Origin of the sequence: Leptolyngbya sp. GGD, assembly GCF_026735145.1 — a bacterium.
GTDB classification, from domain to species: Bacteria; Cyanobacteriota; Cyanobacteriia; order Leptolyngbyales; family Leptolyngbyaceae; genus Leptolyngbya; species Leptolyngbya boryana.
The window spans coordinates 109,546-135,874 of sequence record NZ_JAPQKE010000007.1; the positions used below are offsets into that span (position 1 = coordinate 109,546).

5 protein-coding genes are annotated in these 26,329 nt (G+C 46.8%); 3 read left to right on the top strand and 2 right to left on the bottom strand.

Annotated elements, in window-relative coordinates; translation table 11 throughout:
* Positions 1-8: 8 nt before the first annotated feature.
* On the bottom strand, positions 9-18,356 hold the full coding sequence (locus OU814_RS25125; protein WP_268242461.1) for an Ig-like domain-containing protein: 18,348 nt from the start codon (positions 18,354-18,356) through the stop codon (positions 9-11).
* A 577-nt stretch (positions 18,357-18,933) separates the two neighbouring features.
* Between OU814_RS25125 and OU814_RS25130 the strand changes: the two genes are divergently transcribed.
* Positions 18,934-19,680 (top strand): hypothetical protein, encoded by a 747-nt coding sequence (locus OU814_RS25130; RefSeq protein WP_017285507.1) that lies wholly within the window; start codon positions 18,934-18,936, stop codon positions 19,678-19,680.
* 167 nt (positions 19,681-19,847) lie between these two features.
* Here the strand turns inward: OU814_RS25130 and OU814_RS25135 are convergent, their stop codons facing one another.
* Positions 19,848-20,900 carry a GNAT family N-acetyltransferase gene (locus OU814_RS25135; protein WP_017285508.1) on the bottom strand — a complete coding sequence of 351 codons (1,053 nt, stop codon included), beginning with the start codon at positions 20,898-20,900 and terminating at the stop codon, positions 19,848-19,850.
* A 234-nt stretch (positions 20,901-21,134) separates the two neighbouring features.
* Between OU814_RS25135 and OU814_RS25140 the strand changes: the two genes are divergently transcribed.
* Together OU814_RS25140 and OU814_RS25145 are read left to right on the top strand one after the other, a co-directional pair.
* A complete protein-coding gene (locus OU814_RS25140; protein WP_268242462.1) occupies positions 21,135-24,785 on the top strand; it encodes an AAA-like domain-containing protein in 3,651 nt (1,216 codons plus the stop codon).
* Positions 24,786-24,902: 117 nt separating this feature from the next.
* Complete coding sequence (locus tag OU814_RS25145) at positions 24,903-26,258, top strand: AAA-like domain-containing protein (RefSeq protein ID WP_268242463.1); 1,356 nt, start codon at positions 24,903-24,905, stop codon at positions 26,256-26,258.
* Positions 26,259-26,329 lie beyond the last annotated feature (71 nt).

Genomic DNA, 26,329 nt, shown 5'->3' on the forward strand with positions numbered 1-26,329 from the left:
AGCTAATTCTATTTGTTTTCCAAGTACTTGATAGTACCATCCTGCTGACCTACAATGGCATCAGAATCACCATCGCCATCAATATCGGCAAAGGTGATTGAACTATTTTCACTGATGCCCGTGATATTACTGAATGGATTAGCAGTTACGCTTTGAGCAGTAAAGCTACCATTGGCATTACGGTAGTAGGCAATGCTGGCTTTTCCATCTCCAATGAACATATCGAGATCTCCATCCTTATCGATGTCAGCAAAGCCATAGCGAGTGTTTACACCCACGCTCATTCCATTAAAGGGATTGGCGGTTCCCGTCACTTGGGCAAAGCTACCGTTGGTATTGCGATAGAATGTAATTGAGCCTGTTGTACTGGTCGAGCTACTTGCATTGGTGATGAAGGCATCTAAATCCCCGTCACCATCAATGTCTGCAAAAGTAGGAGCACCCGTTGCGAAAGTCAATCCAGAGAACGGATTCGTGTCAGAGGTAAAGGAACCATTATTGTTCCGGTAGAATCCAATGATACCCTTAGAGCCACCAATGAAGGCATCTAAATCGCCATCCCTATCAATATCTGCAAAGGAAATACTGCTGTTATCGCCCCAGTCGATTCCATTGAAGGGATTCGCTGTTCCCGTGACTTGAGCAAAGGTTCCACTGGTATTGCGATAGTACCGGATGGTGCCATCTGATGAACCCACGAAGGCATCTAAATCACCATCTTTGTCAATATCTGCAAATGCAGGAGTTGCTTTGTCACCAACATCTAATCCATTGAAGGGATTTGAGGTGCCAGTCCGTTCTCTAAAAGTCAATCCAGTGATAGACAGAGAGACCGCCGCAGTGCTGATACCACCTTTACCATCGCTAATTGTATAGGTAAAGCTATCACTTCCAGTTCCACCCATCTGAAGAGATGAGAACTTACCATTGGGATTGTAAGTAAACGTGCCGTTGCTATTGAAGGTCAATTTTGCTCCAGATGTGAGCGTAATCGTAGAGCCAGCTGTAATTGTGGTTCCATTGACTTGAGTGATACTCAAGGTATCGCTCGTATCAACGTCGGAGTCATTACTGAGAACAGTCACTGTAATTGCAGTGTCTTCATCAGTTGTAGTACTATCAGCTGTTGCCACAGGTCCATCATTCACGCCAGTAATGGTTAGTGTTGCTGTTGCAGTACTAGTGCCACCTTTACCATCGCTAATGGTGTAGGTGAAGCTATCTGTTGCTGACTTGCCCGTACCGAGATAATCAAATTTGCCATTGGGATTGTAGGTAAAGGTGCCTGTGCTATTAAGGGTCACTTTCGCTCCCGAAATCAAGGTAATTGTTGATCCAGAGGTGATACTGGTTCCATTGACATGAGTGACACTCAAAGTATCTCCCGTATCAACATCCGAATCGTTGCTCAATACAGTTAACGTGGCAGACGTATCTTCGTTAGTTGTACTACTATCAGCCAGCGCTATAGGTCCATCATTCACTCCAGTGATCGTCAAATTAACCGTCGCGGTACTGGTACCACCTTTACCATCGCTAATGGTGTAGGTGAAGCTATCTGTTGCTGACTTGCCCGTGCCGAGATAATCAAATTTGCCATTGGGATTGTAGGTAAAAGTGCCTGTGCTATTAAGAGTCACTTTTGCTCCTGAAGTCAAGGTGATGGTCGATCCAGCAGTAATGCTTGTTCCATTCACTTGAGTAATGTTAAGAGTATCCCCTGTATCAACATCCGAATCGTTGCTCAATACAGTTAACGTGGCAGACGTATCTTCGTTAGTTGTAGCACTATCAGCCATCGCTATAGGTCCATCATTCACGCCAGTAATGGTTAGTGTTGCCGTTGCGGTACTGATGCCACCTTTACCATCGCTGATGGTGTAGGTAAAGCTATCCGTTGCTGATTTCCCAACACCTAGATATTCAAATTTGCCGTTCGGGTTATATGTAAACGTTCCTGCCGTGTTTAGGGTCACTTTTGCACCAGAGGTCAGTGTGACAGTTGAGCCAGAAGCGATCGACGTTCCATTAACTCTCGTGATCGTCATTGTGTCAGCCGCATTGGCATCAGAGTCGTTGCTCAATGCGCTAATGGTTATTGTCGTATCTTCGTTCATCGTGACACTATCATTCACGGCGACGGGTGGCGTATTCGCGTTCTCGAAGTAATTGATGTTGCCATCGAATTCACCGATGAAGGCATCTAAATCACCATCGCCATTAATATCAACGAAGGAAACCGTGCTGTTCTGACCCACATCTACGCCATTGAAGGGATTGCTAGTTCCCGTGACGTTCACAAAGCTGCTATTGGTATTGCGGTAATAATTGATCGTGCCATCGGACTCCCCAATAAAGGCATCGGAATCGCCATCTTGGTCGATATCAGCGAAGGCGATCGTACTGCTATCTCCCACATCTACACCATTGAAAGGATTAGCAGTTCCAGTGACATTGGCAAAACTACCATTGGTATTGCGATAGAACTTAATCGTACCATCACTTTGTCCCGTGAAAGCATCCAAGTCGCCATCGTTATCAATATCGACAAAGCTTGGAGCTATAAAATCAGCAATGCCATTGCTCGTGTCAGTAATTTGAGTGAAACTGCCATTGGTGTTTTGGTAGTATTTCAGAACCATCTTGCCATCACCGATAAAGGCATCGAGATCACCATCTCGATCGATGTCAGCAAAGGAAATTGACGTATCCGAAAAACCCGATACACTATTCAAAGGATTAGCAGTTCCCGTCACTTGGGCAAAGCTGCCATTGGTATTGCGATAGTAGCGGATTGTTCCATCGGATGACCCCATAAAGGCATCTAAATCACCATCCTTATCAATGTCAGCAAACGCTACATTGCTAGAGTAGCCTACATCAATCCCATTCAATGAATTATTGCTGCCCGTGCGCTCATAGAAGGTTCCACCACTAATCTTCAGCGAGACGGTTGCCGTACTAGTTCCCCCTTTGCCATCACTGACCGTATAGGTGAAGCTATCGGTTCCGGTTTCGCCCATGCCCAATGTGACAAATTTGCCATTCGGGTTATAGGTAAAGGTGCCGTTTGCGTTCAAGGTCAGTTTGGCACCGGAAGTCAGGGTCATGGTTGAACCTGCTGTAATGACGGAGCCATTTACTTGAGTAATACTGAGAGTGTCTCCAGTATCAATATCGGAGTCATTGCTCAGGACACTAATCGTGGTAGACACATCTTCATTAGTAGTAGCGCTATCTGCTTTTACAGTTGGCGCATCATTGACCCCAGTAATAACCAGAGTAACGGTTGCAGTACTGGTGCCACCCTTGCCATCACTAATGGTGTAGGTGAAGCTATCCGTTGCAGCTTTTCCAGTTCCTAGGTATTCAAATTTACCATTGGGATCGTAAGTAAAAGTGCCATTAGCATTCAGGGTAACTTTTGCCTTGGAGCCAATCAGGACACTAGAGCCAGCCATTAGGGTCGTACCATTTACTTTCGTGATGCTGAGGATATCGCCCGTATCAACGTCGGTGTCATTGCTAAGGGCTGCGATCGTCACTGTGCTATTTTCCGTGGTGGTAGCGCTATTCGCACTAGCAACAGGGGTGTCATTGATCCCATTAATCGTCAAAGTAACAGTTGCAGTGCTCGTACCGCCTTTGCCATCGCTAATCGTGTAGGTGAAGTTATCGGTCGCCGTTTTGCCAATTCCCAAATATTCAAATCGACTATTGGGATTGTAGCTGAAGGTGCCATTGGTATTAAATGTCACTTGCGCACCGGAAGCTAGAACGCGAGTTGTGCCAGATGTGATAGCTGTGCCATTGAGATGGGTGATTGTGAGCGTATCGCCTGTATCAATATCAGAGTCATTGCTTAGGGCAGCGATCGTGACACTGGTCGCCTCATCAGTTTCGACGATATCTTTTGTTGCGATCGGCACATCATTGACCCCATTAATCGTGATACTGACGGTCGCAGTATCTACCCCACCCATGGCGTTTTTCACGCTGTAGGTGAAGCTATCGGTTGCAGTTTTGCCTGCACCTACAGCGTCAAATTTACCATTGGGATTGTAGGTGAAGGTATTGTTGGCATTGAAGGTCACTTGAGCACCGGAGTCTAAAGTGACAACGCTGCCTACGGTTGCGCTGCTGCCATTGACTGCACTGATACTAATCGGGCTGAAGCCATCCCAGTTGATGTCATTGCCTAGCACGGTAAAGGTCGTACTCGTCTCTTCGGTGGTACTAGCACTATCATTTCCAGCGATCGGGGTAATTTTCACCGTTTCGCTATTGCTGTAAGCGATCGTTCCCAAACCTCCACCGGTAATCGTGAGATTGCTGAAATTCCAACTCGCTCCTGAGCGGGTGGGTTTGACTAAGAGCGTATCATTGCCACCACCAGCATCTACAGTGATATTCAAGGTGGAATTGAGGCTGTCGGAACTGCTGAAGAGGGTGATAGTGTTGTTGCTGTTATCGCCGGTAATGGTCACAGCACCACCTGTTCTACCAGAGAAATCGATACTTAGATCATCAATGGTTCGCAGATAGGAATCCTGAGTTGTGTTTAGTTTTACTTCTGAATCATTCGTCATTTCCAAATCTAGTGGATTAGTGCGGGTTCCCACGGAAGTCGCACTCAGCATGAGGAAATCACTTTGGAGATTGGCTTCGGCGTTTTGATTGGCATCGACAATGGCACCCGTAGAAGACAAGCTGACGATATTTTCAGCATAGACTTGATCAACATTGAGGGTACCGATCGCGTTGGCAACATAGATATTTTCCTTGGCGCGAGCTGTTAAGCTACCACCGAGAGAACTAATTTCCACAATGCCGCGCATGGTTGCAGTTGAGGATGCATCATTCCATTGGCGATTGCTGCCATAGTTCATGGAGACGTAATCTTCATTACCGTTCCAATTATTGGGTTCGCCTGGTGCCCAGTTCCGGTAGGGGGTGGTTTCACCACTTGCCCAGGCAAAGGTGCCTTCCGTCACTTTGTCGGTTAAGCCAATCCAGAAGCTTTCAGTGGTGCTAAAGGTGTTGCGTAACCATTGCTCTTCAGCCGCATCGTTGATTGTCACCAGGTTGCCACCTACTGCTTGGGCTGCGGTTTGTGCGATTCCCCAGGTAGCGATGGGGTTGAGCAAATAGAAATGACCGTTGTATTCCTGAACGTTCAACTCAATGATGCCGCGCATCGTTGCAGTTGAGGACGCATCATTCCACTGGCGATTGTTGCCATAGTTCATGGAGGCGTAATCCTCATTGCCGTTCCAATTATTGGGTTCGCCTGGTGCCCAGTTCCGGTAAGTAGTAGTTTCACCATTTGCCCAGGCGAAGGTGCCTTCCGTCACTTTGTCGGTTAAGCCAATCCAGAAGCTTTCGGTAGTGCCAAAGGTCGTTCTGAGCCAAGCTTCTTCGGTTGCATCATTGATCGTTACGAGGTTGCCACCGAGACTTTGGGCATAGGTTTGGGCAGCTTCCCACGTTGCCGAGCTACTGAGCAGATAGAGCTTACCGTTGTGGTAATAGATGTTGTCCTTCAGGTCGATCGTAATCGGTGCGGTGCTGCTACCCACGCTGACACTTCCGGCTTCAAGGACTAGATCACCCCCGCTAGTGACGTTGACTGCTCCTGTTGTGGCAACGTTGATAATGCCTTGGGCAGCTTTAATCCGCACTTCACTACCTGCTTTAACTTGGTCGAGGTTGATGTCTTGTTCCGAACCGAGGAAGACATTTCCACCAGCCGTGAGGTTGATTTCGCCAGTCGCATCAATGTCTACATCTTGCTTCTGACTGATGACGACTTTGGAAATCGGAGCAGTCGATTTTTTAGGATCTAAAATCTTATTCCCAGCCGCATCGTAGTAGGTGATGTCATCCCGTTCTGCATAGCTAAGAGCAAGCCGTTGAGCTTCAGTGAGATCCGTTGCCCAGTTTTTGATACTCGACCAATTGTTGATCGTAATGCTACCTTCAGTACGCCCGATCGCACCGCTAGCCGTAACAGTGACATCACCGCCTGCTGTAATGTTGGCTTCTTCGATCGTATATTGCGTATCGGTGACAGAGCCAAACAATCCCGGAGCGACAGTATTTTTCAGTTGATCCAGGCTCCACTTACTGCCCTGGCTGAGACTGCTCTGTTGACTGCTGCTGACATTATATTTTTGTGCAATCAGATTCGGATCATAAGTACTAATATTCGTCAAGTTTTTACCTGTGAAGTCGCTATCCTTGAACAGATCAGTGATCACAGTAGACATGTAGGCATCGTCGCCCGTCAGAGTCACACTACTTCCACTAAACAGGGTGTGGAGAGTATGATATTGCGTGGCTTTCTCGGCAGCCATTGCCGTGATCTCGCTGTCGCTGTAGCCCTGAGCACGCAATTGAGTCTTGGCAGTATCACTGTAGCTGTAGGAGAAATTTGCGTTGTAGGCATCAGCAGTATAGACGGTTTGACCCGTTGAATTCACACTCGATTTAACATTGCGGTAGTTCCAGTAGGTTTCGTACAGGTGCTCTGCCTGTTGCTTGAAGCTCGCGATCGACTTAGAACTACGATCGGTGGTCAATCCAATTTGTGACCAGAGACTTTCGAGTTGGGTTTGGGAATAGGGATCGATTGTTTCAGCTAAGTTATTGTCAACTAATCCGCCACTAGAGACCGTCAGATTAACATTACCTCCTGCGGTTGCACTAACTAGATAGAGATCTCCATCCGTTTCCTTGAGGTAGATATGGTCAGCAGCATCCAGGGTTACACCCGATGTTCCATCCGCAGTGCTGAGTAGTGTTGCGGTTATTGAAGTGACCATACCCATGATCGTTGTCGTTGTTTTGAAGCCAGAGTCAACCCGCAAAGACTGAGTAGAAGAACCGATCGAGCCAGTTTCGGACGTGAGATCGATCGTGTAAGCCTTGATGTCATAGCCGCCCGCACCGGCACTTAAGAGAGAGCCATTGGTAGACAGCGTGACGGTACCAGAAGACGAATAGCTTTCACCGAAAATCGTCACATTACCATCAATGTCGGTAATCGAAACATTACCCGTTGCATTGAATTGCAATTGACTCACATCGGTACTGAGATCCATCAGCTTGCTACCCGAAAGGGTTAGGCTATTACTAGTGATCACACCGTTAGTAGACAGGTTATCAATGTAGCCTGAAGTAGATTTAAGGGTAGTGCTACCACCTTTATTACTGATTGAATTTAGCAACAGGATGTCTTGGGTTGAGGTGATGCTGACTGAACCCGTGTCATAGCCGATAAAGGTCACCGCAATAGGTGAATCGGCATCATAGCTGTGGGTATTGATCGTCTTTTTACCCTGCTGGTAGGTATCACGGCGATAGTAAGTCTTTTTCTTGAAGATCCACCAACCGCTGGTCTCTGTCCAGGTATCTTGATCGACGAGTTGGTTACTACTCGTAGTCACCACTTCACGATTGTAGGCATACAGATTGCTGTTGGTAGTAGTTTCGATATAAGCCCCTTCTAGGAGTGGAGTTTCATCCAGTAACATCGTTGTAGTTTCGATCGCAGTTCCTGGATCTTTTGCAAGGTCATCAGAACCCCAAAAACTAGATTTACCATAGGTTTTCTGAGTTTCCGTGATGCTAGACTGTCCTGTGACCCAGGTGTAACGCTGATTGGCAAGAGGATTATAGCTGGCAGCACGGGTATTCGATAAGGTTGTCGTCTTGCCGCTAGTCGTGGAAGTATCGGTGACAGTGACGTTACTACCAACCCGAGTATAGGTTGTCATTAAAGCTTCACCATTTGCACCCGTTTTAGCGGTATCAATGATTTGTAACTTGCCTTCGATACCACTGCCACCTGCATCAATGCTATTGATGGCAATGTCATAGTTCGTGTTGTTCGTGATATTGATGCGACCAAACCCATCCATCACCCTCAGGTTGCCATCTCCGGTGCTGATGATGTGTCCCACCAATTGCATATAGCCGCCTTCGATCTCAACATCATCTAGTTCGATACGATTTTCTTCAGCGTTATATTTCGCGTCAATGCTGGTACCATCTGTATCGGTTGATAGCGTGAGATATTTGGTCGATGGAGTTTTACCGGCAGCAATCGTACTGTCGTAGCTGGATTTGAAGGCGCTGATGGTGGTATTGAGAGTGTTGCTGAGGGTGAGAGTACGATCGGGGGTTCCGCTTTGGATCACACCATTGATATTCAGATAGCGGGCGTTGATAAATACGTTACTGCTCGCAGTGATACTGCTGCTACTGCTCGGATCAACCGATGAAGAGCCACTGGTTTCTGGTCCATTTTCAAAACTAGTTGCAGTGCTTGAGAGTTGGCTACGAGGATTACCACCCACATGCAGGAAGCCTAAGTCGTCTGTCAGGCTGAGGCTATGCTCAGTACCGCTACCTGTACTAGTGAGATCAATTTCTTTTGAGGAATTGAGCGTCAGGCTACCACCGCTGCTGAGAGTGACATAGCCGCTAAATCCCCCACCAAATATAGGTGCATAAATACTGGCTAGCTTAATCGTGTTGTTGTCAATCTTATCGACGTAATAGGTGGCAGAGATTGAGCCATTGGAACTGCGGTAAACTACTTGATCGCCATCGCTTAAGCTATGTCCTGTTAGTGTCAACTGGCTACCGCCACTCGACAAAGTATAAGTTTTGTTGGCGAAGGCATTATCCTCAGTCGAGGCGAGTTTAATCGTGTTGCTGTCAATCACGATCGCGTAGTAGCTCCGATTGTCGGACAAGCCACCGATACTGGTTCCAGTCCCATTGCTATAAAAGACTTGATCACCTGTGCTCAGACCATGATTGGAGATCGTAATCGTATTCTGGAACGTGCTGACCTTACTCGAAGGATTAAATTCAAAGACTGTTCCATCATCAGTCAGGACAAAATCGCTGCCAGATTGGATGTCGATTGTTTCTGCGTTGAGGCTACCATAGACAATCACACTACCTTCATCGTTGATCAATTGCACTGTGCCTTTAGCATTATCCACAGTTCCAATGACTTCGAGATCAGGTGCTTCAGGCGTATCCACACCTAATGCAGCAAATTCGCTTGCCTGTACTGCAAAGGTCGGATCGTAGGTATTCTCCACTTGAATCAAGGCATCATCACTGTTATCTGAGGTGATAACTTGACTGAAGTTGGCAGTATTTTCAGAGGTGTTACGAGTATTAATCGTACTGTTGCTGGTAACAGAAGTACTGTTAAATAGAATTCGTCCACCTTCGACTTCAGGAATTTTCAGGTTATTCACCCGTAGGTAATAGGGACTGCCATTAGTAATGGTAATTTTGGCATCGCCAGGCGAATTCAAGACACCACTGCCCTTGAGATAATCGCCTGTTACCCGAATATCACCAACTTTCACCTTGATATCTGGAACCTCAATGTAGGTGACTTGGCTCACTGAACCGAGTTCCTCCAGTTGATTTTCCCAATAGGCGATTTCCGCGGTGTATGCAGCAACCGTACTCGTATCGCCTGCATAGGTCGATTTCAATTCTTGCAGTTGCGAGATATAAGTACTGATGTTGCTGTAGAGATCTTCAACGCTGAGGGTGACTGTTCCAACGCCATCAGATTTCTGCGTGATATTGATGGGATAAATACTCACACCATCTACGGTTGTGGTTGAGGTCAGGGTCAGGCTTTCATCAATAGTTAGGGTTTCTTGATTTTCGATACTGACCTCGATCGTGCCATTCACAGTTACGCCAGTTGTGGTCGTAATGTCATTATCTGTTCGCTTAATATCTGCAACTGATGCTCCCGTAATCGTGCCAATCAGTGCCTCATAACTATCCTGGCTCTTCAGCAGTCCAACGGCTTCTATCTCTCCTTCAGTGGTCAGAAGATTCGTATCGTAAACCGTTTGGATTTGGGCACCAGCATCGATCGTAATCGTATTTTCCAAAGTCACTGTGGCATCTGACGATCCAGCACTGCTCAGAGGTGCTGCTGTGTAATTCCAGACGTTCGATCGAGCGTTCACGTCAATCACATTAGTATCGCCATTAGCATTCTGTCCCGCCAATAGGTTGACATCGCCTTCGGAACGCAGATAAGCCCCATTTTTCAGTTGGATTTGGTTCTGAGTATTGGTACTCGCGATCGATTCCGCTGAAGGCTCCCCTGCCAAACCGTAGCTGGAGGCATTTGCCGTCACATCTAGTGTGACTTCTGCTTTTGCTGAGAGCGTAATATCTCCATTGCTGTAAAGGTTTGCATCCTGGATTGTGACGATCGCTTGGTTGGTTTGTTGCTTTACAGTGGATTCTGCGGCTGCTATGGAAATAACACCACCGCTATCTAACGTCGTTTCATCCCAAGCAGAGACATCGTTTGACGCTCTTAAATTGATCTCACCTGTCGTTGAAATCGTTGTGTCATAGGCATTTGTAGTAGAACTGTCCCCGATCGTGATTGTCGTTGCATTATTGATCACAGTACTGCTTATAACCGCAGAGGCATCAACCACACCACCAGAACCAGCTTCAGCCGTTTCATCACTCAATTCTGCTTTGAGGATGGTTTGAGTGGCATTTACAGTGAAGCTAGCAGCATTGATAACCAGGTTTTGATTGGTATTGTCGCTATCGATCCCGATCGTCACCTTAGATATTGTATTCACCGTGTTGTCTGCAAAGGCACCGCTTGCCCCAACAACCGAAGCGTTGACACTATTGGCTTTACTGTTGAACTTCGTGGTTTGATCAGCGCTGATCTCGATCGCATTACTGACATTGATTTCTACATTACCGCTCGTAGAATCACCATCTTCGATACGAACTTTAGCCATGCTTGCGTTATTGGTCGAACTCAAAGCAGCTTGCCCAGACACGACACCGCCACCACCTGCAACTGCATTGGCATAATTGTAATCGTTACCGATTGCTTGAATCTTCAGATCCTTCGCCGTAATGTTAACGCCTGTATCCAAATATGCTTGTGTCGTCAAGCTTGACTCTGCATTAGCGATGTTAGCACCTAGCGCCAAAATTCCGCCATTATAGCCATCGGCTTCTGCCGTTTGTTGGCTGTCTGCATCTGCTTTAATCGAAGCCGTATTGGTAATCGTCAGCTTGCTGTTTTTGCCCACATAGGCACTCACCTGCCCCGAATTGGTTGCGGTACTTTCACTAGCGTTGACCGAACCAAACAAAGCACCACCCGCACCCGTTGCCTCAGTATGGGCAGCATCTCCACTGGTCGGAAGGCTTTGCTGTGCGAGAACCGTCAAATTGCTGGCGCTAATTGTACTGCTACTTCCAACATAGGCATCAACTTGAGGTGTTACTTCAGCCGTTGCAGCCGAATACCCTGCTTGCACAAGTCCTGACACACTCAAACCAAAGGCATTAGCATCAGCATCCGGTTGAGCAGTGGCGGTGATATTAAGATTGCCTGTCAGAGAAATCGTTGTGGAATCGCCTACATAGGCTTTCACCGTAGAATCAAATGTGGCATCGGCACTATTGCCAGATCCAGAGGCTAATACGCCACCTGCGATCGATATAACCCCGGCATCAACTTTGCCATCACCAGTACTAGTAATGTTGAGATTGGTAGCAGAGAGGGTTGCTCCAGTGACATGAGCTTTAGTTGTGCTTTGAGTGATGGAATCTGCAACACTAGCACCGATCGCCACCATACCTGCACTCGCTCCATAAGCATCGGTTGCCACATCATCGGTACTGTCTGCGGTGACATTGATCGTTTTACCCTTCACCGAACTACCAGAGCCAATCCGAGCTTCGACCGTCGATTTTACGGTTGCAGTTGCTTCTGCTCCGGCTCCCGCGCCCCCCCAAAGGCTTGCTGCCACTGAAGTTGCGACTGAGAGTGCATCAATATCTGGATTTGAGGTTGCAGCCAGGTTGAGGTTATCGTTGTTGGAGGCAACTTTGGCATTGTCGATGTAGGCCTGCACTGTGTTGTTTACCGTTGTATCGGTTGTCGAAACGCCCACCGATGCACCGATCCAACTTGCTACTGCGGAACCACTGCCAACTGTAGGATCAATGTTGGACGTATCGCTTGCAGCCAGGCTAATTTCGCCCGTCGCTTGAATATTGTAGGTACTACTGGTATTGACATTGCGAATAAAGGCTCCCACTTCGTTAGTTGTGGTCGTGGTTACACTTGCTCCGGCTCCACTAAAGCTTGCGCTAGTTGGGGCAACACCTGCTGCGAGAGAAGCTGCGACAGCCGTATTTTCCGTCATCGTCAGTTGGGATTGTGCTTTGAGCGTAATATCATCTCCAGCACTGATGGTTGTGCTATCAGTCGTGCTCTGACCGATGAAGGATTGAACGGTATTGTCGATCGTATTCTCAACCGTAACGGCACCGATCGCCATGCTAAAACTAGCGCTACTACCAGAAATTGCAATACTCCCTCCGACCGCTATACTTTTGATCGTGCTTTGGTCGATCGCATTAAGATTTAGATCGCCACCATTGTTTGAGTCTGCCGTGGTCGTAATCGTACTGCTATTTTGAATGTAGGACTGAATGGTATTCCCTAGCGTATTAGTTACACCTGTCCCTGCGCCTGCTGCGCTTACCGATGCACCACTACTTACCGCAACACTAATTGCGCCTGCCAAGCCAAAGTTTTCAATGGTGGCAGTAGAGTTTGCAGTAAGGTTGAAATCGCCTGCGCTGACCGTTCCTTTATCCACGTAGGCTTTGACGGTATTACTGATTTCGTTATCCGCGATCGCGACTCCAACGGAAGCCGCTCCTGAAGCATCGGTGCTACCCCCGATTGAAAGACTCGCGGCACCCGCATCGGCAATAATCTCACTGTCATCGATCGCGGTTAATGTCGCTGTTTCATCGGTAGTGACTCTGCCTCCATTTTGAATCCCTGCGGCGATCGTGGCTTTAATCGTGTTCTCAATCCCTGTACCTGAGCCAGACAGGCTAATGGTTCCGCCACCCGTAGAACCAGAAGCTGCGGCTGAACCACTGAAGGCTAAACCATCGATTGTCGCAGTAGATTTTGCGGTCACATTTACATTACCATCCGCGTTAATAGTTGCGTTGTCCACTAACGCTTGAATCGTGTGACCTTCTTTTTGGCCAATCTGGTTAGTTGCAACCGATGCCCCAATTGATAAAGATGCACTCGAACCATCACCAAGCGTTGCAGCGATCGAGACTCCACCCGCATCCGAAGTGATAGTGCTGTTATCCGTCGCTGTGAGATTCACTGCTGCATTATTGGAGGTCTTAACCGTTGCACTGTTCTTGATTTGGGCAGAAATCGTATTGTCAATATTATTGTTTGTGCCTGCACCTGCACCGCTGAGGCTGAGACTACCCAAATATCCAGAAGAACTAGAAGCAGAACCTCCAATGCTGAGGGCATCAATTTCAGCGGTCGATTGGGCAGTGATATTGACCGCACCCGCAGAGGTAAGCGTAGATTTATCAACATAGGCATCGATCGTATTATGGATATCATTTTCTGCGATCGATACCCCAACTGAGCCGGAAGTACTCACAGAACTATAGCTTAGAGCAAGCGAATAACCACCGCTATCCGCCGTGATGTCGCTGTCATCAGTCGCGCTAATCGAAATCGTGCCGCTGTTAGAAGTCGTAATACTGCTGCCATTCGTCACGTAGGCGCTAATAGTGTTTTCAATGTCGTTATTTGCGCCTGCACCGGCACCTGACAAGCTCATCGCTAGCCACGAAGCATTCGTGCTCACCGCCGCTGCCGCCCCCAAGGCAAAGCTATCGATCGTTCCCGTCGAGGCTGCAGTGATCGCTACATTGCCACTGGCAGTGAGTGTAGACTTATCCACATAGGCACTGACTGTATTGGTGACATCGTTATAGGACAAGCCTGCACCAGCACTGACCGACGCAGCATTCGAGGAGGGCCTGATTGCGATCGCTAGAGCTGCTCCACCTGCATCCGCATGTAAGGTCGAATCATCTGTTGCGCTAACCGTGATAGAACCTGAGATCGTGGTTGTAGAATTGGCGATATAGGCTTTTGTAGAATTGTCAATTTCATTGATGGTAACTGCGCCAGCAATCCCAACATTGATAGCTGAATTCGCTGCTCCGGAACCACCTGCGACGACTGCATAAACCTCACTGGTATTCGTTGCATTCACCGTCAGTGATTTAGAATTGCTCAGAGTCGTGTTTTCTAAATAGGCATTAGTCGTCTGACTAACGGTATTTTGACCATAGGAACCTGCTAAGCCTACAGAAGCCGTGGATTGGTTGTTATTCCCGATCGTCAGTGCAACTGAGCCACCGATCGCGAGAATTTCACTATCATTGTTTGCCGTGACACTGACCGTCGAGGAGCTATTCGTCGTCACTTTGACGTCACTCAAATACGCCTCAGTCGTATCCGCGACTTCATTCAACGCCACATCGCCAGAAATTCCAACTCCAAAAGTGGTCGATCCTGTCGTTGAGCCGTCGGGATTAGTCGTAACACTACCGCCTGTCGAAATCGTGGAGGCTAGCGAGAAGGAACCAATATAACCATCATTCTTGGCGTTGATGCTGACATTGCCACTGCTATTAATTGAAGTCGTTGCATCTGTTTCGCCCGAATCGCTCAAGTTGCCAATCACAGCACGGGTCTTACGATCGACCGTGTTAAACCCAATGCTGGCACCAAAACCAATGCTTTCAGACACAGCAACACCACCCATTACATTGATGACATTACTGGTATCCTCAGCATTCACAACCAAGCTAGCGGTCGAGCCACTCACCAGGTTATCACCCACGACTAGGGTAACTCCATCATCAATTTGTGCTGTCGTAGTATTGTCTACATAAATCCAGGTGCCCACGCCACTGAAGCCAAAGGTATCGGCACTGCCACCTGCCGCAGCGACATCAATACTCATCGTTTCACTATCGGCATTAACCTTCAGACTATCGGCATATAAGGTAACACCATCTTCAATTCTTGCTGTTACATCATTGCGATAGTCAATCACCAAGACAGCGCCGCCAATAGCATTACTCGCCTTAGTTCCAGCACCACCAATACTAAAGCCCAACGAATTGGTTTGATCGTTCCAGTTTAATCCTGGCAACGCAATGTTGCCGCCAAAGTGAACCGATTCATTGACGCTTGTGGCTTCGACCAGAACAGTTTGTTGATCCGATCGCAAGCTTGTGTTTTGGTTGATCTGAGCGCTTTGGTCAATATAAGCTTTACTTGTTTGATCCAAAGACAAAACAGTCACAGCACCCGCTGCTGCCAATTTACTCTGGCTCTTAGCTGCTGCTTGGCTCCAAGAATCAAAAATGTATTCATCCAATCCCAAATTGCTGTTCAGGTAGCCCGTCAAGTTACTGACAAACTCACCAGCTTTGGAATACCAAGCTCCAGTTCCAGTGAAGGGTTCTACAAGATTGACTCCCCATTCAGCACTGTAGTTATTTAGGGTGTTAGCCGTCACAGATAAGCCTTTATAAGCATTGACAACGGCTGAATTGCCAATATAGGCAGTGACATTATTCACGTAGTCGCCGAGCGCAACCGCTGCCGAACCTGCAAAACTGCCATTAGAGGAGCTACTAGAAGAAGTGGTACTAGAAGAAGAAGTACTTGAGGAACTACTGCTAGAATTGTCGAGCATTGAGATTGCGGTCACATCGGGTCGGTACTCAGCCGTGGCATCAACAATAATGCTGCCAGTTTGAGCCGTAACAGTTGCTGCAGTAGTATCGGTAGTATCATCATCATCAAATCTGCCACCAATGCGGGCTAAAACGGTGTTGTTGTCCTCAATGTAGGCAACAGCAGCCCCAATTTGAAAACTCGACGTTTTTCCTCTGGTTCTACTACTAGCACTCGACGATTTGGTTGATACCACAGACTTTAGTTTGTCCCAGAGAGCTGACGTCGCACTACTTTTAATGCCAGAGAGCACATCGTCTTTAATATCACTGATCCCAGCAGAGGCACGTACACCACTACCACTTGTTATACTACCACCACCAGAAAAAATACTTTCAACATCCTCATTCTTTTGATTCGCTTCAACGGTGACATTGCCTACGGCTGTGACATTTCCATCAATCAAGGCATTGGTTTTGCCATCTTCAAAGGAAACTGCTGCTGCAACAGATAGAGTTCCATTCGAGGCATTATTTGATTTTGCATTAGTTCTATTACGATCGATGGTATCAGCTGTGACGCTAACATTCCCGCCTGCCGTGATCTTTGCTGTATCAGTAATTTCTGCGGTCGATTCACTATATAGTTCACTGATAGCAGCAGCGGCGGTTGAATTCGTTGCAACGTTGGAGCTACTCCACTTTGAGGTGATAACTTGTACATCTACGGTGTTATCAGTCAGTGTGGAAATGGAGACATTGCCTGTGGTTGTGACAGTACCAGCGATCGATACTTTCGCAGTGGAATCTGCTTTGCCATAGGCTGCACCCAGGATGAAGGAAAAGAGAGGTTGAATGATTGCATTAGTGGTTGCTGTCGCGGACGCATCCAAACTTGCAGCAATAATACTCGTATTGACATCTACGGTAATTGTCGCTTTTGCTGTGGAAATCGCTGCTCCACCTGCTAAGGAAAAATTATCCAAGAAGCCGATAATGGAGTTTCCGATTGAGCTAGTATCATCAAATTCTCCGGCATAGTCAGCCTCAGCCGATATCTTCACATCTTTTCCTTGAAGATTAGCTTTATAAAGCGAAATTGTCGCTGTGCTGGTTTCAGTTCCATCAAGAACAGTGGCAGCTAATTCGGTTTCGCTGGCGCTAATTGTGATGTTGCCAGCAGTGTAAGTACTTCCTGTCCCCACCTGGGAATATAGGTTGGCACTAGAGGTACTGCCATTGGTTCCGATCGTGATCTGTTTGCCCGTTAAGGAAATCGTTCCAGAATTCCCTATCGAAGTCCCAGTGGAGTGATCTGTGGCTGAAGTGTTGCGACTTGAAAGTGTACTGCCTGCATTGATGGTAATTGTATTGGAATCAATACTCAGATTCCCACCCTGAGTGTACACACTTGAACTTACCGTGACTGTATCATCTCCCCCCTCTCCGTCAATGCTAAAACTCCCCCCTGCTGTATAGACAGTGCTGTTGAAGTTGATTTTGTCACTACCATCCCCACCATTAATGGTAAATGCTCCGCCTTTAGTATTAATTTCGGTATTAGCAGTAATGGTATCTCCACCATCACCCATATCAAGCTTGAGGCTTACTGCATTGGAAAAGCTACTGAATCCAGAGGAGAAGGTAACTTTGTCTGCCCCTGACCGTGTTTTGATCTCAAGTCCAGAAGTGATTGAACTCAGGGCAACTCTCACGCTATAGCTATTGACTTGCGTGATACCAGTTCCGGCTGAAATGGTTTCCGAATAACTTCCACTTGTATTGTTTTCTGTAATAACGAGATCAGTACCAGAGAGTGAGAACGTGAGGTCGTTTTGGTAGTCGAAGGTTATTGCTGACTGTCCAGTACTGACTACATAGTTGTCATCCGAATCGTAAACCAGTTTACCGCTGGTCAGGGAAACCGTTGCCAAAATGTGCTGATAGTCAATGTTGGCAAAGATGGTAGTGTCGATCGTGCCCGTATCAAATTCTAAGATCCAATCTCCACCTAGCGCTGCATTTCCGGTCAGATCATCTGATGCTGCGACATCTGCACCCGTAAGTTGACTGATTTGATTGACGAAGGCTTGCCCCTGTTCGCCCGCTGCCACATCACAGCCATAGATTAGAATGTCGGCGTTGTCAGTCAAACTGGTTTGCCAAGCCTGCAACTTGGTGCGGTAGGAATCCAGCGTTGTTCCACTTAACTCAGCATTACCTAGTCGCAGTGAACCCGCATCACCATGAGCAATGATGTGAATCGCAGAAATTCCTTGACGTTGTGCCAAGATTTCACTGATTTGCTCAACACCATCTTGCGATGCATTCAAGTAGACGATTTGACTCGGTGAAATTTCGCTGAGTAAGCTGGCAGCATCTTCCACGCTGCTATCAATAAAGAAGAGTTCATTGCTACGATCGCGGTTTCCTGAAACGATCGTGTTCGCTGACCAGGGCGTACTCGAAAAAGAATCGCTTGCTGTCTGGTTAAAGGCACGATTGATGCTGAAGTCCAAGTAGGCGCTAGATTGTCCAATATTCGATCTCGTCTTGAAGCTATCAGTGAGCAGAGGAAATGAAGACGGAGCAGAACGAGAGGTGATTTCCCACAACGGCTGATGCGTGATTCCTGTTTGCAACTCGATCGGGAAAGTCGTCAATTGATTGAGAGACTGAGCAGCAAAAAAAGACGCGCGGTTAAAATCAGAACTCATCGTTCAATTCCTTAGAAACAAAGACAGCAAAAATATGAGCATGGAGGCAAGAATCCATACTGCTAGAGCGATACGGATATGAGCGGATTCAAGATTTTGTAACTGGGAGAAGACGATCTAGAAAGGGACGAACGCAGCCAAAAGCGCTAGTAACCTGACATAATCATCCACAAACTTGAAGTGAGCATTCTCTAACCAATGAACTATAGCCATTGGCTAGTACTATTGTTGGAGAAGATGAGCGCTAGACCTTGTGATTTTTCACAACGCCCATCTTTCTAGCATTGAATCAATGATGGGATAAATCTTTGAGTCTTGTAAAAGTAAAAACACGGAAAGAACGCAATATATCAACTTATATTGAATTCAAAAAACGTCATATTATAAAGGTGATAAAAAGTCATATTCACCTCATAAAAACTCATATCTTGATTATTCTGTAGATTCCTGTATTGCTCTCTGGATAAGAATTTTGCTTGTTTAGCGCATTAATTTTAAGAGTTGAACGATTGAATAGTCTGAATCTTTGAAAACAGCAAGGGAATGCTAAGAACATCATTTTTTGAGGATAAGTCTGATGGAGAAATCAGCAGTCTTAGAGAAACCCCCAGAGCAATCTTTAGATCACTCCACGCAACCCCATTTAGAGAACCAAATCGATATTCAAGAACTTTCGATCGTAATCGTTGCTAAAGGAGCTAACCCCGCTCTACTGAATCCAGATTTTTTTGTTTTTAGCGGGATCGTCCCCAAAGATTGGCAACTAGCCCGTAATCCTGTTGTTTCTCAACGAGTTATTCAACTGGTGTTTCAAAATGGAATCAGCATTCTAGTTGAATTGGGCAAAATCAGCTTCTCCGAATCCATTAGCGCCAAATCTGAGGAAGAAATTGCGATCGCGAAAATGGCAGCAAAGTATGTGGAAACCATGCCTCAAGCTGACTACCAAGGTATTGGCATTAATCCCAAGCGGATTGTGACGCTGAAGGATCAACCCGATGCTGCTCAAAAATATTTGACGCAAACGCTGCTCTCTCCAGGTGAATGGCAACAGTTTGGACGAGAGCCGATGCAAGCCTCGCTCAATTTGTCCTACATGCTAGAGGACTGCCGTTTTCAACTCAGCATCAACCCCACGCAATTGCGATTGCCGAATGACGAGCAAATCTCTGGACTGCTGTTTTCTGGTAACTTCCACTACGAGTTATCTACCGTAACGGATACAGAACGTCAGCAACAAATTCACCATGCACTTTCTAATTGGTATGGATTAGTTGAAACCTATCGCACGCTGCTAGAAACTAAGTTTTTGCCCAAAGCCTAGCAAGATTGCTTCTGAAGGATGAGAGGGATGTCGGTGCGGCATCCCTTTTCTTGTGGTCATTGTTCTTATAATCGTTGTTGGAAAACGAATTGCAATTGAATAGCGAAATGCGACCAATGATCGATTGATTCGATATTAGTCGCATTCGATCATCAATTAGGAATGCCCTAACCTAACACCTTGTAGCTAGAACGAGATTCGGATAGGTATGTTGCAAAGGGCTTGTAGTAGCGATCGGCGCAATGCAACATGGGCAAGTTATCGCTCGACACCGCAGCTGTCGCATAGGGAATTCCGCTATCAATCTGGCGTTTGATCGCTTCGGTCAATAACGAAAAACCACGTCCCAGGCGTTGGAATCTGGCTTCCACAAACATCGTCGAATAGCGAATCGTATCCGGTGCAATCCGATGGTTAATTGTCCAACCGATCACTTCACCTTGATAGCGCAGCCCTAAACTATTGATCGGTTCGAGCCGCGGATCGGGGTCCAAGGGACTGAGGTTAGCAGGGTAGGTCTGACGCTGGAGAATCTGATCCCGTTCTGCCTCGCTCAACTCGATCCAGGGAAAAACTGTAAACTTTGGTGGCAGGGGATATTGGTACACCCAGGGCGCTTGTTTGAATGCTTCGATCGTGGTTTTAGTAATCAGAAAATCAGTTTTTGGAGTTTGCCATCCTTGGCGGTGCAGAATCGTTTCGAGTGCGGAGTTTGTCAATTCACCGACTTGATAGCGAACCTGCATTTGGGGGCAGTTGATTCGTTTCAAGCCCAGTTCGACATAACGCACTAGTTGGAAACCAATTCCTTGCCGTCGGTGTTCTGGTACGACAAACAGGGAAAGAATTTCTGCTCGATCGCTTAACAGTTCGACCACTAATAATCCGACCATTTGCCCATTTACGATCGCGGCAACGCCACCAAGATCACCGCGCTGCTGATAGGTCTGCCACCGCTTTTTGAGACTGGGAAAGGTGAGCGCTTCAAATTCCTGACAGTTAGCAACAGTTAAGTTATAGACCCACTGATATTTCACAGGATTGGGAATTACAACCGTCGCAACAGGCTGAGAGCCTTGCTCTGGAGACGTTGACGTTGATAAATCTGGCGGTGATAGGTTTGGCTGAAATATATCGGGCGGCATAGCGTTTGACTGTGGTATCTCTGACTCTGCACGATCGCCAAACAGACTCAAAGCTTTTTGGAAGAAGCTGCTCATTGAAGTGACTATAGGGATTCATTCCCCAGTTTTCCCGCTTCTTCTATGGGACATGCCTGATAAAACCTGATAAAACCTGATATTTCATCTCGATTGAATCCATATTGTCCCCAAAAAAAGATAATTGTTCATAGTTTTTTCACACTTTAATCTTGCCAGGTATAATTTGGTGTTGATTCAAGCTTGATGTTTTTCTAGTTCTCGAATCTTCCCAGATGTTTTGCTTGATCGTCTATGCGTTACCAAGTTGGTGGAAGCTTAACCAATGATGCCCCCAGTTACATTTATCGACAGGCTGACACCGAATTGTATACAGCTCTCAAACGGGGTGAGTTTTGCTATGTGCTGAATTCGCGCCAGATGGGCAAGTCGTCTTTGTTAGTCAGGACACGCACTCGCTTACAAGAAGCGGGTTATCGCTGTGCAGTGGTGGATATGACGAACATTGGGAGCGAAAATATTACGTCGTTGCAATGGTACAAAGGAATCGTCAAAGATTTATGGCGTGGATTTAAGCTCCTCAAACAGGTCGATCTGCAAAGCTGGTGGCGGGATGAAGAAGATATTTCTCTTTTGCAACGATTGAGTCGATTTATTAGTGATGTGTTGCTTAAAGAATTTCCAAATGAAAACTTAGTCATCTTTATTGATGAAATTGATAGTATCTTAAGTCTTCCCTTTTCTGTTGACGATTTTTTTGCACTGATTCGCTTTTGCTATAACCAACGTGCGATCGACGAAGATTACAGACGAATCAGCTTTGCAATTTTCGGGGTTGCCACCCCTTCTGATTTAATTCAAGATCGAAGACGTACTCCATTTAATTTGGGAACTGCGATCGCCCTTAATGGCTTTACTACTGCTGAAGCAGACCCTTTGGTACTGGGCTTAAAGGAACATATAAGCAATGCTCCTGCTGTGTTGCAAGCCATTTTATCCTGGACGAATGGACAACCCTTCTTGACTCAGAAGCTTTGCCAAGCTGCGATTCATTGTGTGCTCAAGTCTAGTCACATTGCAACTGAAGGTCGGCTCACCATTCCTCCCGGCAATGAACCATTTTGGGTCGATAACTTAGTTCAAACCGTCATCCTAACAGAATGGGAATCCCGTGATGAACCCGAACATCTAAAGACCATTCGCAATCGCATTCTCTCGAATCAAGAAACTGCAGGGCGATTGCTTGGCCTATATCAGCAGATTTTAGAAGATCAAATTCCATTACCAGTAGACGATAGTCCAGAGCAGATCGAACTTTTACTATCTGGCTTGGTGGTCAAACAGCAGAGCTATCTCCAGGTAAAAAATCGCATTTATGCCGCTGTATTTGATCTCACTTGGGTAGAACAGCAACTAAAGTCGCTTCGTCCTTATTCCCAGACCTTAGACGCTTGGGTATACTCCCAACGTCAGGATGAATCACGTTTGCTCCGAGGACAAGCCCTGCAAGATGCCCAACAATGGGCGCAGGGAAAACGCTTGAGTGACCTTGACTATCAGTTTTTAGCGGCTTCGGTAGAGAGCGATCGCCGTCAAATCCAGCAAGCTTTAGAAGCCGATCGCGCTCATGCGATGGAAGCCCAATTACAACAGGAACGGCGAGCGATCAAATTACAACGACAACTCTTGGCAACCGTGGCAGTGGCACTGCTGATTGCGATCTGCTTTGGTATGATCACCTTTTTCCAGTATCGCCAAGCAAGAATTAGTGAGATCAGAGCGCTTGCGTCTTCGGCTGAAGGAAATTTTGGGGCACATCATCAGCTTGAAGCACTCGTACAAGCAGTCGATGCTAACACTAAATTGAATACTCTCGGTAACGCTGATCCTGCCCTAGCCCAACAGGTGCAATCGGTGCTCCGGCTTGTGTCTGATGGGATCACAGCGAGTAATCAAATTGATGTGGGTACAGGGGTTCAGGAAGTCGCCATTCGTCCCGATGGACAAATGGTTGCGGCGGTAGCAGTGGATGGAAAATTGCGGCTATTGCAACCAAATGGTCAACTGCTGAAAGCCTGGGATGCTCATCTAGCAATGATTACATCAGTAGATTGGAGCCAGGACGGGCAAACAATTGCCACTGCCTCTGCGGATCGAACGGTGAAACTCTGGCGAGCAGATGGCACTTTACTCAAAACTTTGCCGCTAAACCATTCTGTTAGAAGAGTTCGATTTAGTCCTGATGCTCAGAAACTTGCCATCATTGCAGGCGGACAAAATGCTTATCTTTTCCATACGGATGGTCGCTTAATCCAGCATCTACCCAAAACCGAGCACCTAGCCTTCAGTCCCGACGGTCAATTCCTCATTGCCATCGTTACGCCACCCCCACCTCCACCTCGTCGTCTTAACCCCTTAGAAGGGGAAACAGGTTCAAAACCGGAGTTGCCGCAGCCTCCCCCCTCTCGTCGTCTCAATCAACTAGAAGGAGGGCAAACGGAACCAAGACCCGATCCACCTCAGACCATCAACACGCGGGTTCTACGATCGGATGGCAGCGTCATCGCTGAATTGAGTACCGAAAAAGGTCCCATCTTTGCGATCGCTATTAGTCCAAAGGATCAAACCTTTGCAACCGCTTCGGTTGATGGAGCCGTGAGTCTATGGAATATCAAGGGTGAATTAATCAAATCCTTCATTGGTCATCGATCGAATGTCCGCGCGATCTCATTTAGTCCGGATGGTCAGGAGTTAGCAACTGCTAGTACAGACAACACAGTTCGGCTCTGGCAAACAACGGGGGGATTGCTTAGGACACTATCGGGGCATCATGCAGTGGTACGGGCAGTGAGGTTTAGTCCCGATGGACACTGGTTAGTCTCCAGTTCTGAGGATGGGAGTATTCGGTTTTGGAAACCCCATCATCCTACCTGGAATGTGTTAGCAGGGCATACGGATACCATCGATCGGCTCGTATTTAATGCCGATGGTTCCCAACTGCTTTCTGCTTCGGTTGATTTTCGCCTTAACTTCTGGCGACGGGACACAGCAGGAGAAATTGCACCAATTCCAGAGAAAACAGTCTTCACAAACCAGTTATCGGTGACTGGGTTAACCATTAGTGTTGATGGAGCAGAGATTGCTAATGTGTTTCGGGGTGGGACTGTGGAACTTTTTGACCGAGAGGGTCACAACAAACAAACGCTCCAATCACAAGCGGGAGCACGAGACGTTGCCTTTAGTCCCGATCGTCAGCAATTGATTGTAGGCGGCAGTGATGGCACAGTGCAGGTTTGGGATCGAACTCCCAATGGGCAATTTCCTGAGCAACCGAGCCGTTTTTTCGTCCGACACCAAGGTAGCGTGAACACAGTCGCCTTTAGCCCGAATGGAAAACTGATTGCATCTGGTGCGGAGGACAAGACAATTAAATTCTGGTACCCCGATGGACGACTATTCCAGTCCTTAACGGGGCATCAGGCTGCTATTAATGCATTGGCTTTCAGTCCTCAAGGTGACTGGCTTGCTTCTGCTTCTAGCGACAATACGGTGAAGCTGTGGCGAATCGATGGTTCCTTAGTCCATACCCTAACGGGTCATGCAGCAAGTGTTTTAGAGGTCACGTTTAGCCCTGATGGACAATTCCTAGCTTCTTCCTCGATCGATGGAACAGTCAAAGTTTGGCAAACGAACGGTTCCTTACTAAGAACCTTGACAGGTCACGAGGGTGCAGTCCAAACGGTGGTCTTTAGCCCTGAGAGCCGCGAACACTCGCAGAAATCCAACTCGCTGATTGCTTCAGCCGGTCTCGATCGACGGATCATTTTATGGAATTGGAAGCACATCACTGCCATGAATGATATTAGTTTCGCTTGCGATTGGTTGCAAGACTATCTAAGCACTCATCCATCCGTTACTGAGGAACATCAACAGATATGTCAGTGATTTGGGGGTTTCCCTTCAGCGTTGTATATTGCACCTTTAGGGAATACCCTTTCGTGAAGTCTGAAGAATAATATCGTTGATGATTTCTTAGCCTTTTTCAAATTTTTTATCGAAGTCATGATGCAAACTTTAGAGACATTTCTGGCAGTAGCAGAACAAGTTGCGTATGAAGCTACGGGTGAGCATCTTAATGACCTACAACGCATGATTTTATTGGAGTCTTGGCAGGCTCCCAAGAAAACCTATGAGCAAATTGCCCGAGAGCATAACTATTCTGGGAATTACATTCAGCAAGTTGCGGCTCCGAGACTCTGGCGATTGTTCTCGGAAGCGTTGGGACAAAAGGTGACAAAATTCAATGTTCGCAGCGTTTTGGAACGCCATGTTGTAGCGCAATCGACGACCCATAACCCCGATCGCAATTGTGTTTTAACCAACTTCAAAGGTTCTGTATCCACGACATCACTAGAGTATCCTACGGGCAGTGTTCCGATCGATTCTCCCTTCTATGTACAGCGATCGATACAGGAATCACTCTGTTACCAGAATGTTCTTCAACCCAGTTCCCTGATTCGGATTAAGGCACCTCGTCAGATGGGAAAAACCTCCCTCATGTTAAGGATTTTGGCTTATGCCAAAACCACTGAGATGCAAACGGTGACTTTGAACTTTCAGCAGGTGGAGAAGGCAATTCTTGCAGATCTCCATAAATTACTGCGGTGGTTCTGTACCTGTATCACTCAAAAGCTCAAACTCACGCCTCAATTAGCAACCTATTGGGATAATGACATTGGCAGCAAAATGAGTTGCACACTGTATATGGAAGGCTACTTATTAGAGGAAATTTCGTCTCCCTTAGTGTTAGCCCTAGAAGAAGTAAGTGAATTGTTCGAGTATCCTGCGATCGCGCAAGAGTTTTTCACGATGCTCCGCACATGGCACGAGCACTCTAAAACCGATTCAACCTGGCAAAAACTTCGCTTGATTCTTGTTCAATCCACAGAACCCTATATCCATCTCAATGTGAATCAATCTCCGTTTAATCTAGGAATAGAAGTCGCATTAACGCCCTTTACTACTGAGCAAGTCGAAAGCTTGATCGATTTGCATAACTTACAACTTTCTACCCATCAGATCCAGCAATTGATGCATTTGCTCCAGGGACATCCCTTTCTGACGCGATGGACACTTTATTATCTCGCACAGTTCCAACATTCGTTTGAGGAGATGATGGCGATCGCAGTCACCGATGCTGGAATTTATCATGATCACCTGCATCGTCATTTGGGTATTTTGCAACGCTATCCTGAACTCAGGGAAGCGTTGCTACAGGTTCTCAATGCCACTGAACCTGTAGAGCTAGAACAAGTTAAAGCATTTAAGTTATATAGTATGGGACTGGTCAAGTTAGCAGGCAACCAGGTGATGATTACCTGTGATTTATATCGGCAATATTTTCGCGGGCGTTGCTGATCAATCTTCGCTAATGTCGCGGTACTGTCAGCTTAACCCGAATGTAGAATAATCTTACTGATTCAGCGTTG